Source organism: Granulicella aggregans (assembly GCF_025685565.1).
Lineage (GTDB): Bacteria > Acidobacteriota > Terriglobia > Terriglobales > Acidobacteriaceae > Edaphobacter > Edaphobacter aggregans_B.
Map to the genome: position 1 here is coordinate 1,234,669 of NZ_JAGSYE010000001.1, position 14,355 is coordinate 1,249,023.

Below are 14,355 nucleotides of genomic sequence, written 5' to 3' on the forward strand. Positions count from 1 at the left end.
AACGGCAAACGTCTCCCCGGCGTTTGCAGGGAAGAGGAAGAATGAGCACACTGGCTGCGCCTCAGGGCGTCTTACCAAGGACCGCACCCCGGGCGGTTGAGCGGGCCAGACCCTCCGATTCCGTCTTCCGGCTGATCGTTACCTATGTGCTTCTCGGGCCGCTTCTCTTTATCGCTGCCCGCGGAGCATTTTCCGTTCAGGGTATGGGTTACAACAGCAAGATGGGCGCGGCCCTCACGCCGGAGAGCGGTCAGGGATCGACGCTACACTCCGCTGAGTTGATCGGCTTTTACGGCATCATGTTGTTGGTCATGTACCCGGTCCTGAAGCAATTGATCCGGACTTGCCGCAATCACTGGCCGCTCTTCATGCTTCCTTTCTGGGCAATCGCCTCGACCACGTGGTCATCTGAACCGAAGCGAACCCTGTCGTTTGCGATCCTTTCCCTGATCCTCACCGTCTTCGGAATCTATCTGGCCGTCCGTTTCAATCCGCGCCAGCAGATGCAGCTCTTTCTCGCGACCGGACTGGTAGCCGTCCTGGCCAGTTTTGTCCTGGTCGTCGCTCTGCCAAGGGCCGGGATCGACTATAAAAATGTGACGGTCGGCGCGGAGGGAATCTATCCCAGTAAGAATGCTTGTTCCGGTATTACCATCCTCTTGCTGTTGCCCGCCTTCTTCTACACCTTCCCCGGAAAGTGGGGCGGAGTAAAGCGCGCGATTTACATCTTCCTGAACCTGGCATTGATCGTCGCCGCCCTTGCGAGAACCGGCTGGGGCGTGTTGATTATCCTCCTGTCCTTTATCCTGCTGCTGCGCTTCATGCATCGCCTCAGGCCGATCGAGCGGATCTTTGTGGCGGGATTCACCCCGGCCCTCATCGCGTTGGTTCTATGGCTGGTATATGTAAACAGCGGGCCAATCCTGAAGTTCATCGGCAAGGATCCCACGCTGAGCGGGCGAACAGTCATCTGGGCGGTCGCCCCACTGGCCATCGTGAAGTCGCCGATCATAGGCTTCGGCTACGACGCATTCTGGACGATCACGAACCCTGAAGCTCATCGGCTCGCCCTGGCCGCCGGAGATCCCTTCCTCAACAACGCCGAGAACGGCGTATTGGGAATGCTGCTTGAACTTGGGGCCGTAGGTATGCTTGTTCTCTCCTGGGCGCTGGTGAAAGGGGTCGTGAATTCCTTCCGCAGCTTTCGGAGTAATACGCCAGATTACGTTCTCTGGTACATCGTGCTGATGTTCTTCACCCTGCTCTCCCTGGTCGATGGAAATAAATTTATGGTTCCCAATGCCATTGAATGGCCGGTATTCATGATGGCTTACGTGGGCCTCGCCGAGGAAGCGCGCAGGATCAAGTCACTCGGGGTCGCATGAACCTGAAAGCGGAGATTGCAAGACTTAAGGAAAGCCGGCTGGCCCGGAACGCCGGTTGGATGTTCCTGGGGCAGGGTCTCGGACTCATCTTTCAGACGACCTACTTTATCGTTCTGGCCCGGCTGCTGGGCAGCCGCGAGTACGGAATCTATGCGGGTACGTTCGCGCTGGTTTCGATGGCAAGCCAGTACAGCACCATCGGATCCGGAACGGTCTTCCTTCGTTATGTCAGCCCGGACAAGAGTAAGTTCCCCGTCTACTGGGGCAACATTCTTTTGATTACCTGCACCGTCAGCATCCTGGTCTCGGCGGTACTCTACTTCACTGCGCGTTTCATCCTCAATCCGCTAAGCGCCGCGTTGATCTTTCCAGCGGCCGTCAGCGTCTGCTTCTGCACCCAGATCGCAGTCGCCGCGGGACAAGTCTTCCAGGCCTTCGAGCAGCTTCGCGTCACCGCGATGATGAACCTGCTGACGAACATCATGCGCGCCATCGCAGCCGTCGCGATGCTGGTGCTGCTGCATCATGCGACGGCGTGGAACTGGGTTGTCGTCTCCCTCTTCGTCTCGCTCGCCGGCGCGATTATCGCGGTCATCACTGTGACCGTCCGGCTAGGGCTCCCGAAGTTCGACTTCAGCCTGATGCGACGGCATTGGGCTGAGGGTCTGCAATACTCCTTCTCGCAGTCGACCTCCTCCGCCTACAACGATGTCGATAAGACCATGCTCAGCCACTACGGGATGAACGTGCAGAACGGCATTTACTCCATGGCTTACCGCGTCGTCGAGATCGCCAGCATCCCGGTCTTCTCGGTGCGCGACGCGGCCACCCCGAAGTTCTTCCAGCAGGGCGCCAAGGGAGTCACGCACTCGGCCGCGCTGGCAAACTCGTTGCTCAAGCGGGCGATGCTGCTGGGAGTCTTCTCGGCTGCCTGCATCTTCCTCTTTGCTCCGATTATTCCGCACATCATTGGCAAGGACTACGCGGAGAGCGTCTATGCCCTGCGCTGGCTCAGCCTCATCCCCTTCTTCCGCAGCATCCACCAAATGACGGGAACCGCTCTGATGGGCGCAGGTTTACAGAGATATCGCACGTCAACGCAGATCGTTGCGGCCGCCGTGAACTTCCTGCTGAACCTATGGCTTATTCCGGCCCACGGCTGGCAAGGTGCCGCCTGGTCGAGCCTTCTGACCGACGCTGGCCTGGGCGCGATGAACTGGTTCATGTTGAAGTATGCCTGCCGTAAGGCGGAGCAGAAAGCTCTCGCCTCAGGCGTACTGCTGGGCGAGCAGTAGCCCTCTTACCGTTTGAACGGAGTGTGGACTTCTCGAACCTTCAACCTTGCGCCTGCAACTTTAACAAGGCCCGTGGGTTTCCTCAAACATTGCGCCGCCATCTTACAGATACCGGCGGCACTTTACTGGGCTGCGTTCCAGTCAACCGCTAAGTTAGAGCGATCGATATCCAGAACGAGGAGCTACCTTGAAGAAGAGCTTGAGTCGCAGATCCATGATGAAGACCGCAGCCGCGACAGCCGCTGCTCTGGCCGCAAGCACTCAAACATGGGCGCAGCCTTTCGCCGCATATGGCGGGCAATCAGGGCTCATCTTCGATCCACGTCGCTACGGTGCGAAAGGCGATGGCGTAACGCTCGACACTCAACCCATCCAGCAGGCGATTGACGATTGCACAGCGGCGGGCGGTGGCACGGTCCTGCTCGGCCCGGGAACATACGTCACCGGGCTGGTCCGGCTCAAGAGCAACGTGACCTTCCAGTTGCAGGCCGGAGCCAAGATCCTCGCAAGCCCCAACTACTCCGACTTCGTCCTCCCAGCCGACGCCGTGGCCATCACCAAGGTCTCCGTTGGAGCTCATCTCCTCTTCGCTCTGAACGCGCAGAACATTACGATCCTCGGCCCAGGCACCATCGACGGCAACAGCCCAAACTACATCGTCGCCAAGCCGCGTCCTCCCGTCGCTCCCCAGGATCAGTGGCGCGATGTAGCCGCCTTCGGTACGCAGCGAGTCCATCAGATATCGCCGATGGTTGAAATGGGCAATGTCACCAATCTGCACGTTGAGAACATCACGCTGCAGAACGCCGTCGGCTGGGCCCTGCGCCCCATCGGATGCAAGCAGGTGCTTATACGCAAGGTCACGGTAAGGAATCCGATCAACTCCTCCAACTGCGACGGTATCGACCCGCAGGCCTGCGAAGACGTTCTCCTCGATGGTTGCGACATCGTCACAGGAGACGACGCGATCTGCGTCAAGAGCGGCAACTTCTACCAGGGCAACCAGGCCTCCCGCAATGTAAAGATCATGAACTGCCGTGTCAGTACCTGCACGAACGGACTGATCATCGGCCCCGAAGGCCCAGCTCCCATTGTGAATACGACCTTTGAAAACTGCGAAGTTTACGGGACCAGCGGACCGGAGAACGAAAGGCCCACCGCCGGAGCGCAGGTGATGTTGTGGGACAACTCCTATGTGGACGGCGTCACCTACTCGGGCATCAAGATGACCAACGTCAGGGCTCCCATCTGCATTCGTCTGCAGACCACCGCGGGCAAAGAAAAGCTCGCCCAGGCGAACACCACTCCACTCACGGGCGCCATCCGAAACGTGACGATCACCAATGTGCAGGCCACCGGGGCGACGATTACTTCGTCGATTACTGGAATCCCCCAGCTGCAGCCTCAGAACATCACCCTGCGCGACATCTCAATCACTACCGTCGAGCCGGGCAATCTCGCATGGCTTCAGAATCCAGTACCAGAGGCGGCGACCAGCTACCCTGGCTCCACGATGTTTGGCCGGCTTCCGGCCTACGGCCTCTATGCCCATCACGTGCAGGGACTCACCTTGCAGAACGTGACCATCACCTCGCAGACCCACGACCCTCGGCCCATGCTCGTCTGCGATGACGTGAAACAGTTGTCTGTGCAGGATGTAAGCGGCACTCCCAGCGATCCTTCGCAGCCCTTTATGGATCTAAGGAACACTCAGTCCGCGCGCATCCAGGGCAACCGTGCGCCGGTCGGTACTGGGGTCTTTGTGAAAGTCTCCGGAGCCAACTCGCATGACGTGCAGATGCAGGGCAATGACTTCAGTCAGAGTAAAAGCCCGGTCATGCGCACCCTCGAAGTCCCACAGGACGGCGTAGGGTCGGTCAACTAGCGCGCAAGGTATCGCCGGTAGATGCGAAGGATGTCGAAGGCCGCGTAGAAGAAGTCGAATGGCCCCACCTTCGAGCCGGCGACATCCTCCCATGAATCCAGTGGAAACTCGTAGATGGAGTTGAAGCAGAATTCGCGCCCGCGAAGCTGAATGTAGCGGGCGATGATCTCGACGTCGAAGATCCAGCGGGAGATGAAGGGCAAAGCAAGCACCTGTGCGAGATCCGGCGTGGCCTTGAAGATCTTTGCGCCGCACTGCGTGTCGTAGATGGGCAGCGAAAGCGTCTTCGAAGCAGCGGTCGCGAAGATACGTCCCAGGTAATGCCGCGCCGGATTGCGACGAATGGTTCTGCCGAGCAGCCGGATCCGGGAACCGAAGATCATATGCAGGTGGGGATGGCCCTCGATCACCTCGAGAAACTGCGGGATCGCCGAGAGCGGTGTGGCCAGGTCCGCGTCCCAGAAGCCGATGTACTCGCAGGGTGCCTCCTGCGCTGGGCCGACCGGAGACAGCGCAGCCGCCATCCCATCGCGAATGGCCTCGCCCTTGCCGCCATTGCGCTTCTTGTCTAGGATGGCAATGCGACCGGGGTATCCCATCTTTGCGGCCTCCGACTGGAGCGATTCCAGCACGGACAAGGTTGCGTCGCTGCTGCCGTCGTTGACGAAGAGAAAATCAACCTGCCGCGCGTTGTGCCTCTCATCCGCCAGGAACGCTAGAAACGGCTGGTGGCGGAAGCGGGCCGCTTCGTTGTAGCAGGGGACGACGATGGTCGAATGACAGCGATTTGTTTCAGTAGCCGATCTCACGCTCTTTTATGGTTTCATACTTCACCGTTGGCAGGAACCGATGGAGGGCCTCGTCGCATTGCAGGACATAAATAGAACATGTTCAAAAATATCTTGACAGGTATTCTTGCTGGGCGCATTATTTGATCGTGTTCAAAAATATCGTGAGCGAGGTTGAGGCGCATGACCGGTAACGAAGAAGCCAACCAGCAGCGGGAAGAGACATTCCTGGACCCGTCCAGATATAAAGTGATCGCACTTGCAATCGCCTTTTCTGTAGGTGCATTTCTGTACCGCCTGCTGCGCCATATGCAACTCGGCCAAAGCGCGGCCATGTTCCTCGGCATCCCGGCCGTACTCGCCATTCTGCTTGCGCTGACTCCGAAGACAAGGACGGTCACCGGCGGCATCGTGAAGGGAATTACTCTCGCCCTGCTGATCGTTGCGCCCCTGCTGGGCGAAGGCTACCTGTGCATCCTGTTCGCTGCGCCGCTTTTCTACGTCGTCGGAATTGTGATCGGTCTGCTCGTCGACTGGCTCAAGATACGGAAGTCCGCGACGCTGGGCTGTGTCGCCGTCGTTCTGCTGCCGATGTGCCTGGAAGGCGTAGTCCCCGAGCTGACCTTTGATCGCGAACAGTCTGTGACGGTCTCTCGTGTTGTCCGTGCGCCGGCCGCGGATGTGGAAGCGACACTGGCCCTCAGTCCGAGGATTGCCCAACCCTTGCCGAGCTACCTAGCGATAGGATTTCCCCGCCCCTTGGCCGCCTGGGGAAGCGGTCTGCAGGAAGGCGCGACCAGGACGATTCACTTCTCTGGGGCCGAAGGCGATCCTCCCGGAGACCTTGTGATGCGCGTAACCGGAGGCGACCGCAACTCCGTCCGCTTCGAAACCGTGAGCGACGCCAGCAAGCTCACCCAGTGGCTGCGTTGGGAGAGCTCCGATGTCTCGTGGGTGCCAGTCGACGCGAGAAGCACCCTTGTTACCTGGAAGGTGACTTTCTCGAGGCAGCTCGATCCGGCGTGGTACTTCGTTCCATGGGAGCGAGCGACCGTACGCGAAGCGGTCAAGTATCTCATCACGGCCAATGCCGACCCAGACAAAGACCTTACTCCAGGGACAGAGCCATGACCGAGATAGCGTGGGCCCGTGCCGCCGCGCTCTATCTTCCGCTGATGGCCGCCGTGCTGTCGGGTCTTCTTACGGCCCGACGTTCACGTCAGTTCGCCGCTCTGCTCTTGAGTTTTCTGTGGGCAGCGGTGACGCTCCTGGCGGTGCAACGCCTGAACCAACTCGAAGGCTGGTGGACGTTCCCAGATGCCGGCGTCAGCCTCTGCGGCATGCCGCTCGAACTCTATCTCGGCTGGGTCATTCTGTGGGGAGTGGTGCCGCAGATCGCGGTCTCCCGTTTGAAGATCGGGTGGGTCCTGGCGATCTTTGCCCTGGTCGACCTCATCCTGATGCCGCTCTGCAACTCAGTCGTGCAGCTCCAGCCGGCCTGGCTCCTGGGTGAGACACTCTGCGTTGGACTCGTCCTTTTGCCTGCGATCTGTCTCGCCCGCTGGACCGAGCAAGGCATTCATCTCAAAGCGCGGGCGGCTTTGCAGACCGTCACAGCGGGTCTGCTCCTCCTCTTCGTGGTCCCGGAGATCGTCTTCGTCTTACGCCCGGGCGATGGCTGGACGCCCTTGCTGAAACTTCCACGATGGCAGCTTCAGCTAAGCCTCCAGGCGGTGTTTCTCCTGGCCCTGCCCGGAGTCGCCGCCGTTATGGAGTTCGCTACGCGCGGCGGCGGAACTCCGATCCCTTATGATCCGCCAAAGCGCCTGGTCAGCAGCGGCATCTACCGTTACCTTGCCAATCCGATGCAGGCGTCGTGTACCCTCGTCATGGTCTGCTGGGCTGGTCTGTTGCATAATGGCTGGTTGGTGTCGGCCGCCGCCATGTCCGTCATCTATAGCGCCGGTATCGCCGATTGGGACGAACGCCGGGACCTTAGACTTCGCTTCGGCGACCAGTGGCAAGAGTATCGCGCTCAGGTCCGCAACTGGTTCCCGCGATGGCGTCCTTTCCATACCGGTACGCCTGCAACCCTCTACATCGCCGCTAGCTGCAGCCCGTGCAGCGAGCTGCGGCAATGGCTGGAATCCCGCAACCCGATTGGATTAGAGATCGTCGATGCGGAGCGGCTGCCACGGGGAACGATCCGCCGCATGCGCTATCGGCCGCAGGACGGTTCCGGCAGCGTAGACGAGGTCCGGGCGCTGGGCCGAGCGCTCGAACACCTCCATCTCCTCTGGGCAATCGCTGGTGCCGCGATGCGTATCCCGCTCATCTGGCACGGTATACAGCTTGTTATGGATGCAAGCGGCCTGGGCCCACGGAGTATCCCCGCATCCTCCTGCATTACGGAAGGTGGCCCTCCCGAGGAAGGAGAAATACCTCAGGGAAAGGCGGCTGTGCTAGTATCTGCCTCAACCCCGAACGACAGATAAGTTGTACCTCCGGAGAGCGCACGATGGCCGATCAGGCTTGGTTCACAGCAGATGGATCGGGCGGAGAGGGCTACATCGCAGCTCCTCCACCGCCGGCTATTCCTACACCATCACGGTATGAGCTTCGCCCCTTGACGACCGGCGAACTACTCGACCGGACCTTCTATCTTTACCGCTCAAACTTCTGGCTCTTCGTCGGCCTGGCCTCGATTGCGGCCGGGGCGAACGTTGTCATGCAGTTGCTGAAGCTGCTTTACCAGCACTTCTTCGGGATCTTCACGTTGGCGCATATGACTGGCCCCGCAGCCGACCCGCACAGCATCATGCTGGGTGCAGTCTTTGTCGCGCTCTCCCTGGTCTCGAGCATCCTCTACTTCGCAGTGTACGGGGTCACGCACGCTGCCACGACCTCTGCGGTCTCCGCTATCTATCTCGGCGACGTTACCTCCATGAAGATTGCCTTCCGTGCCGTCTCCGCGCGCTGGGCGAGATTCTTCGGTATCTCGCTATGGCAGTTATGGAGCGCCGGCTGGATCTTCACGCTGCTGATCATTCCGCCCATCGTCATCTTTAGCCTGGGAATGCAGAGCAAGATGTGGATCGCTGGAATCATGTTCTTTCTGGCCTCGCTCAGTCTCCTCTACGGCATCATCGCGTACATCCGCAACTCCTTCGGCGTGCCTGCCGCTGTGATGGAGGACCTCAAAGTGCGAGCGGCGATGCGTCGCAGCAAGGTTCTGACCGCCGGAAGCAAAGGCCGGATCTTCCTGCTATTCCTCTTCATTACCGTTCTCTACTTCGTCGTCCTCGCCATCGAGAGCCCGCTCCTGATTCTTCTTGTCCGTGCAAAAGGTGCCCCACAACTGTTGCTGGGACAGGCGCTCGGCCTCGCCGTTGGATTCGTCGCCAGCGCCGTGCTCGGCCCGGTAGGCGCGATTGGACTCTGTCTCTTTTACATCGACCAGCGGGTGCGCAAGGAAGGCTTCGACATCGAGTTCCTGATAGAGCGTTCTGGCCCCGCACCTGCGGTGACCCCCATCTCGATTCCCGTCGAAACAGTTCCGTTCGTAGACCCGGTTGCCGCAGCGGTTGAATCTCCGGAGCATCCCTGACCGCATGCGTCGCCTGCTCTCGCATCGTTTTCGGATCGAAGTGATCTTCGCGCTCTGCCTTGCGGTTTCGGCTGGCATCGCGCAGACATCGTCCGCGCAACAACCCTCTGCGGGCACCCTGGAAGGCTATAAGGCGCACCTGAGTTTGCTGAGCGAACTCGTCTCTGCCTGCAATCAGAACCCCTCTGTGTGCGACCCCGCCAAGGTAGGCGGCAACGACCGCGTTCCGGCACGCGATGGGAAAGCGGCGTTCGAGGTCCATTGGAGCTGGCTGTGGGACTTGATTCTCAAGGCCAAAGACCCGAAGCTCGCGGATCGCGAGAAGCTGCTTCGCGCGGCGGGGGAGCGGCTGCAAGAGCAGATGCGCGAGGCCGGAGTGGAGAAAAGCGCTCCACGGGTCGACTTCAAGAACGCCCGATCCAGCGCCGACAAGGTGCTCGCGGCCTCGGAGTTTCGCCGCGTCACTGGAAACGGTCTCCGCGACAGACTGGTCGCCAAGTTCTTCGACTGGTTCAGCCGCATCTTCGGTGGTGTCTCGACCTTCGCGCGTGGTGCCCCATGGCTCGGGCCGGTGATCATGTATGGATTTCTCCTGCTCGCGTTTGCCGGGCTTGTGGTGTGGATCTTTCGTATCCTGGATCGCCAGCGGCTCGCGGTGCGGATGGAGCCAGGAGCTGCCATCACCCACTCGCAGGAGACCTCAAGAAGCTGGGCAAAGCTGGCCGAAGCTGCCGCAGCCTCGGGCGAGTGGCGCGAGGCGGTACACGCCTTGTACTGGGCCAGCATCTCCGAACTGGAGGCCCGCCGAGTGTGGCGAGCCAACAACGTTCGCACGCCGCGCGAGTACCTGCGCCTCGTCTCTCCGGACGCGCCGCAGTATCGTCCCCTGCGCGCCCTTACGCGTTCGCTGGAGCGCATCTGGTACGGTTTCGCACCGGCGGTCCGCGAGGACTATGACGCCGCTCTTGCGGTCTACGAAGAACTGAGGTCCGCTTGAACGTGGCGACGGCGAACCAGCAGCACTCCGATGTTCGCATCGGCCGGACCGAGAGGCGGTTTGTCCTTATTCTCGCGGGGTCGATGCTGGCGGCGATCCTTCTCGTCAGCTTCTTCGCGCCCTCGGCTGAAGATGACGATCTGACGCCCTCCTCGTATAACAGCGGATCAGCCGGGGTGAAGGCTGCCTATCTGCTCTTGCCGCAGCTTGGATACACGGCCGAGCGATGGACGGACACGACGCAGGCGCTCGCCGATGTCGACGCTCCCCATACCACTCTCGTACTCGCGAATCCGGTCGTTCCGCCCGAAGACGTGAGCGAGGTGAAGAGTGCCATCGAGGAGTTCCTGAATCGCGGCGGCCGGGTCCTCGCCACAGGTGTGCAGGGCGCGTACCTGATTCCTGGCGGCGCCACTGCGGAGCCTGAGCAGATCAATAAAGGTCTCTGCCTCACGACTCCTGAAGGCCAGGGTTTGATGGCTCTCGCTGGCCAGGTGTCGATGGAGGACCCAGTTCGATGGCAGGACGATAACGTCACCACCCGAGTTCAGCAACGATGCGGATCGGACGCGGTCGCGGTGGAGGTACACGTCGGCCTTGGCAAGGCCGTCTGGTGGAGTAGTCCACTGCCCATGACCAATCGGGGCTTGAAAGAAGATGCGAGCCTCAAGTTGCTGCTCGCCAGCATTGGAGCGCCCGGACAGCGCGTTCTCTTCGATGAGTCTTTGCATGCCGGCGAAGCTTCGGTGTGGGACCAGGCGCGTGGCCTGCCCATTCGTTCGCTGGTCGTCCAGTCGGCGCTCGTGGCAGTTCTGCTGGTCCTGAGCTTCGGTCGCAGGAATGGCCCGGTGCGCCCGCTCCTCCAGGCTGTCCGCAGCTCGCCGCTTGAGTTCGCCGAGTCAATGGGCCATCTTTATGCCAAGGCGGGTGCCACCAAGGTTGCGGTCGATGGCGCAAACCGCCGTCTTCTTCGCTATTTGAATGAGCGTTGCGGTCTTCCGCTCGATCTCTTGCGCCGATCGCCGCAGGAGATTGCCGATGCGACGCACACCAGGCTTGGCGGCGATTGGTCGGCGATGGCGGAGCATCTCTCCCAGGCCATGGAAGACCGCGACAAATCCTTGTCGTCGAAGACCGCGCTTGCCCTGGTGAAGGCGCTGGACAGCGACCTCGAATCGCTCAAGAAGAGACTCGAATTCAAGCAAACATGACAAGATGAGAGACAGGAGCGGACTAGGTGAGTGAGTTTCAGCAAGGCGGAGTGAAGGCGGCGGAACAGCTCTTCGAGCAAGGGAGGCAACAGATTGGGCAGGTCATCGCCGGGCAGCATGAGATGGTCGATCAGGCGCTGCTGACACTGCTTTGCGGCGGCCACGCTCTACTCGAAGGCGTGCCTGGGGTAGCTAAGACGCTTGCGGTCAAGACGCTCTCGCGCTTCCTGGGGCTCGACTTCAAGCGCGTCCAGGGAACGCCCGACATGATGCCCGCCGACATCCTGGGTACGTCTGTCTTCTCGCCTAAGACCAACGAGTTCTCTCTTCATAAGGGCCCCGTCTTTACGCAGTTTTTGCTTGCCGACGAGATCAACCGGATGCCTCCGCGAACGCAAGCGGCGCTGCTCGAAAGCATGGAAGAGCGGCAGGTCACGATGGACGGCGAGGCGCATCCGCTGGACGAGTACTTCACCGTCTTTGCGACACAGAACCCGCTGGAGTTCGAAGGAACGTATCCTCTGCCCGAGGCGCAGCTCGACCGGTTCCTGCTGAAGATCCGCGTCCCTTATCCCACCCTTGCCGAGGAGCGCATGGTGCTGGAGCGCCACCATGGCAGCGTCGCGCCAAAAGACCTCGAACTGACGCCAATTGTGGCCGTCGATTCCGCCATGCTTGCGGAGGCGCGTCGCGAGATTCGCGCAGTCCGCGTCGAGCCGGAGCTCTTCGACTACGTCCTGGCGTTGGTCCGCCGGACGCGCGAATGGCCGACTATAACGCTGGGTGCATCGCCACGCGCATCGGCGAGTCTGCTGCTTGTGGCCAAGGCTCTTGCTGCAAAAGAGGGCCGCGACTTTCTTATCCCCGACGACGTAAAAGATGCCGCGCGGCCTGTCCTGCGCCATCGCCTCGTGCTGCGCCCGGAGGCCGAGCTTGAGGGCTTCGACACCGACCGCGTCGTCGCCGACCTTCTCGCCGCTACGCCGGTACCGAAGTAGACCGCGATGCAGACGCTTATTCCGCAGCAGATCTCGGCGACTGGCCGGACGTTCGGCCGCATGGGCCGCGTCGTGGGCTATGGCATCACCGCCCGGGGCCTGTCGCTCCTGCTCGCGGGGCTGCTGTTCTCCGTGCCGGAGTTCTTTCACCCGCACAGGTTGTGGATCATGCTTGCCTGGGATGGAGTGGTTGCGCTGCTGATCCTTGTCGATGCGATGCTTCTCGTCACGCCTGCGAAGATCAACATCATTCGCAGGTTCCTGCACTCGCCGGCGATCGGCCAGCCGGTGGAGATTGAGTATGAGATCAGCCAGCTCTCGAACGGAATTGTAACGATCACAGTTACAGATGATCTGCACCCCGCCCTCATCGAGATGCCCAGACCGGTGACGCTGACCGCCTTTCCTCGCGAAGCGGCCAAGGCGTCGCTTACCGTCTCTCCACGAGAACGCGGCGATGTCGAGCTCGGCAAGATCTATCTGCGCTACAAAGGCGCGCTGGGCCTGGTCGAGCGATGGGCGGTCTGCGACTGCGAGCAAGAGATCCGCATCTTTCCCGCGTCGGAGCAAGGCACCTCCAACACCGAACTCTATCTCATGCGCGCGCGGCAGATAGACCTGCAGAAGCGCCGCCTGCGTCTGCGCGGCATTGGACGCGAGTTCGAGAGCCTGCGTGACTATCAGCGTGGCGATGAGTTGAGAAACATCTCATGGACCGCGACGGCGCGGCGGGCCAAGCTAATTACGCGCCAGTTCACGACCGAGCGCAGCCAGCAGGTTTGGGTTGTCATCGATGCGGGACGACTCTCGCGAACCGCATTTGAGTTGAAGCACGCGGCATCCGATCCCGGCCAGCAAGACCTCATCGTCACGCAGCTCGACCAGGCCGCCACCGCCGCGCTCATGTTGGCGCAGGTCATCGGAAGCTCAGGTGATAAGTTTGCCTTGCTCACCTACGGCCGCGCCATCCAGCAGCAACTTCTGCCGGGAAACGGCGCACCCCATCTGCGCATCATGGTCGACCTGCTCTCGCAGACGAAGAGCGAGCGTTCGGAGGCGAATCACTTGAACGCGGTCTCGCGCCTTAAGAACCTGCAGCGCCGCAGAGGTCTCGTTCTCTGGGTCACGGAGATGGCGGACAGCGTTGGCCGTCCGGAGGTCGTTACGGCGGCCTCCGAGCTCGTCCGTCACCATCTCGTGGTGCTTGTGCTGCTCCAGCATCCGGAACTGGAAGCACTCAGCACACGCGAGCCTGCGAATGCCGAAGAGATGTTTGCATCAACCGCAGCACAGGAGATACTGGAGCGCCGCAGGGCATCGATCGTGAAGCTGCGTCAGCAGGGTGTGCTGGTGGTCGAGACTACGCCAGGGGAGGTTGGCGCAGCCGCGATCACGAAGTATTTAGAGATAAAGGCGCAGGGGCTTATCTGAACATTAGTGCTGCGCTAGTTTGCGAAAGCCTGCTTTATAGCAGCCTCCGCAAGCGGCCCCATAATCGCATAGCCCGCCGCCGTTGGATGCACGCCGTCTTTGGCCAGCCCAGGCTTCATCGCGCCTTTCTCATCGGCCATCGCCGAGTAGTAGTCGAGGTACACCAGCTTCTGCACCGCGCAGAAGTCCCTCAGCCATCCGTTCACTTCACGGATCGTTGCGGCCGGGGCGATGCCCGGCTTCCAGGGATAGCTGAATGCAGGCGTGATCGAAGCCAGCACCACCTTGATGCCGTTCTGCCGGGCAATCGCCGTCATCGCACGAAAGTTGTCTTCGATCATCGCCGGTGTCGAAGGGCCAGTGTTTCCGGCGATATCATTCGTTCCTGCAAGGATGACGACCGCTGCCGGGTGCAGATGAATGACGTCCTGCTCGAAGCGCACCAGCATCTGCGGCGTGGTCTGGCCGCTGATGCCGCGATTCACATAAGGCTTTCCAGGGAAGAAGGTTCCCGTGTCCTCGATGCGTCCCCAGCCGTCGGTAATCGAGTCGCCATAGAAGACGACGCGCTGTTCCCCAGGCGCGGGAGGTGCAAGGGCGGCATTGTCCGCCCGATAACGCGCCAACTGCGGCCAGTCGGAAGAGTTCGCCGGAGTCTGCGCAAACAGTTGTCCAACCATCAGGCCCAAGCCGACTCCCACAGCGATCTTACAAACGATCCGCATGAATACTCCTTGGTTTGAATAGAGGTTCGAGAT

The 14,355-nt window shown here is 60.7% G+C and carries 12 protein-coding genes; 10 read left to right on the forward strand and 2 right to left on the reverse strand.

What is annotated here, in order from left to right:
• The first annotated feature begins 41 nt into the window (after positions 1–41).
• From OHL18_RS04935 to OHL18_RS04945, 3 genes are all read left to right on the forward strand, one after another.
• Positions 42–1,385 carry an O-antigen ligase family protein gene (locus OHL18_RS04935; protein ID WP_263373712.1) on the forward strand — a complete coding sequence of 448 codons (1,344 nt, stop codon included), beginning with the start codon at positions 42–44 and terminating at the stop codon, positions 1,383–1,385.
• The gene (locus tag OHL18_RS04940; protein ID WP_263373713.1) at positions 1,382–2,680 is read left to right on the forward strand and encodes a flippase; all 1,299 of its coding nucleotides are present in this window, start codon (positions 1,382–1,384) and stop codon (positions 2,678–2,680) included. Before OHL18_RS04935 ends, OHL18_RS04940 begins: the two co-directional genes overlap by 4 nt.
• A gap of 199 nt (positions 2,681–2,879) precedes the next feature.
• Positions 2,880–4,565 (forward strand): glycoside hydrolase family 28 protein, encoded by a 1,686-nt coding sequence (locus OHL18_RS04945; RefSeq protein WP_263373714.1) that lies wholly within the window; start codon positions 2,880–2,882, stop codon positions 4,563–4,565.
• Here the strand turns inward: OHL18_RS04945 and OHL18_RS04950 are convergent.
• Positions 4,562–5,374: a glycosyltransferase gene (locus OHL18_RS04950; protein WP_263373715.1), complete on the reverse strand. Its 813-nt coding sequence runs from the start codon at positions 5,372–5,374 to the stop codon at positions 4,562–4,564. The genes OHL18_RS04945 and OHL18_RS04950 overlap by 4 nt on opposite strands.
• A 162-nt stretch (positions 5,375–5,536) precedes the next feature.
• Between OHL18_RS04950 and OHL18_RS04955 the strand changes: the two genes are divergently transcribed.
• From OHL18_RS04955 to OHL18_RS04985, 7 genes are read left to right on the forward strand one after another with little or no spacing between them, the layout of a single operon-like run.
• On the forward strand, positions 5,537–6,484 hold the full coding sequence (locus tag OHL18_RS04955) for a hypothetical protein (RefSeq protein ID WP_263373716.1): 948 nt from the start codon (positions 5,537–5,539) through the stop codon (positions 6,482–6,484).
• Positions 6,481–7,848: a methyltransferase family protein gene (locus OHL18_RS04960; protein ID WP_263373717.1), complete on the forward strand. Its 1,368-nt coding sequence runs from the start codon at positions 6,481–6,483 to the stop codon at positions 7,846–7,848. The genes OHL18_RS04955 and OHL18_RS04960 overlap by 4 nt, the downstream gene beginning before the upstream one ends.
• Before the next feature lie 23 nt (positions 7,849–7,871).
• A complete protein-coding gene (locus OHL18_RS04965) occupies positions 7,872–8,960 on the forward strand; it encodes a hypothetical protein (protein ID WP_263373718.1) in 1,089 nt (362 codons plus the stop codon).
• Positions 8,961–8,964: 4 nt separating this feature from the next.
• Positions 8,965–9,957 carry a DUF4129 domain-containing protein gene (locus OHL18_RS04970; RefSeq protein ID WP_263373719.1) on the forward strand — a complete coding sequence of 331 codons (993 nt, stop codon included), beginning with the start codon at positions 8,965–8,967 and terminating at the stop codon, positions 9,955–9,957.
• A gap of 2 nt (positions 9,958–9,959) precedes the next feature.
• Positions 9,960–11,168, forward strand: a complete 1,209-nt coding sequence (locus OHL18_RS04975) for a DUF4350 domain-containing protein (protein ID WP_263374594.1) — start codon at positions 9,960–9,962, stop codon at positions 11,166–11,168.
• A gap of 26 nt (positions 11,169–11,194) precedes the next feature.
• The gene (locus OHL18_RS04980) at positions 11,195–12,166 is read left to right on the forward strand and encodes an AAA family ATPase (protein ID WP_263373720.1); all 972 of its coding nucleotides are present in this window, start codon (positions 11,195–11,197) and stop codon (positions 12,164–12,166) included.
• Positions 12,167–12,172: 6 nt separating this feature from the next.
• The gene (locus tag OHL18_RS04985; protein WP_263373721.1) at positions 12,173–13,597 is read left to right on the forward strand and encodes a DUF58 domain-containing protein; all 1,425 of its coding nucleotides are present in this window, start codon (positions 12,173–12,175) and stop codon (positions 13,595–13,597) included.
• Positions 13,598–13,611: 14 nt separating this feature from the next.
• Here the strand turns inward: OHL18_RS04985 and OHL18_RS04990 are convergent, their stop codons facing one another.
• Positions 13,612–14,322, reverse strand: a complete 711-nt coding sequence (locus OHL18_RS04990) for an SGNH/GDSL hydrolase family protein (protein WP_263373722.1) — start codon at positions 14,320–14,322, stop codon at positions 13,612–13,614.
• Positions 14,323–14,355 lie beyond the last annotated feature (33 nt).

What these genes read in the sequence shown, in the direction of transcription:
- OHL18_RS04935 (WP_263373712.1), top strand. Translation starts at nt 42, where the DNA reads ATGAGCACACTGGCTGCGCCTCAGGGCGTCTTACCAAGGACCGCACCC.
- OHL18_RS04940 (WP_263373713.1), top strand. Translation starts at nt 1,382, where the DNA reads ATGAACCTGAAAGCGGAGATTGCAAGACTTAAGGAAAGCCGGCTGGCC.
- OHL18_RS04955 (WP_263373716.1), top strand. Translation starts at nt 5,537, where the DNA reads ATGACCGGTAACGAAGAAGCCAACCAGCAGCGGGAAGAGACATTCCTG.
- OHL18_RS04960 (WP_263373717.1), top strand. Translation starts at nt 6,481, where the DNA reads ATGACCGAGATAGCGTGGGCCCGTGCCGCCGCGCTCTATCTTCCGCTG.
- OHL18_RS04965 (WP_263373718.1), top strand. Translation starts at nt 7,872, where the DNA reads ATGGCCGATCAGGCTTGGTTCACAGCAGATGGATCGGGCGGAGAGGGC.
- OHL18_RS04970 (WP_263373719.1), top strand. Translation starts at nt 8,965, where the DNA reads ATGCGTCGCCTGCTCTCGCATCGTTTTCGGATCGAAGTGATCTTCGCG.
- OHL18_RS04985 (WP_263373721.1), top strand. Translation starts at nt 12,173, where the DNA reads ATGCAGACGCTTATTCCGCAGCAGATCTCGGCGACTGGCCGGACGTTC.
- OHL18_RS04990 (WP_263373722.1), bottom strand. Translation starts at nt 14,322, where the DNA reads ATGCGGATCGTTTGTAAGATCGCTGTGGGAGTCGGCTTGGGCCTGATG.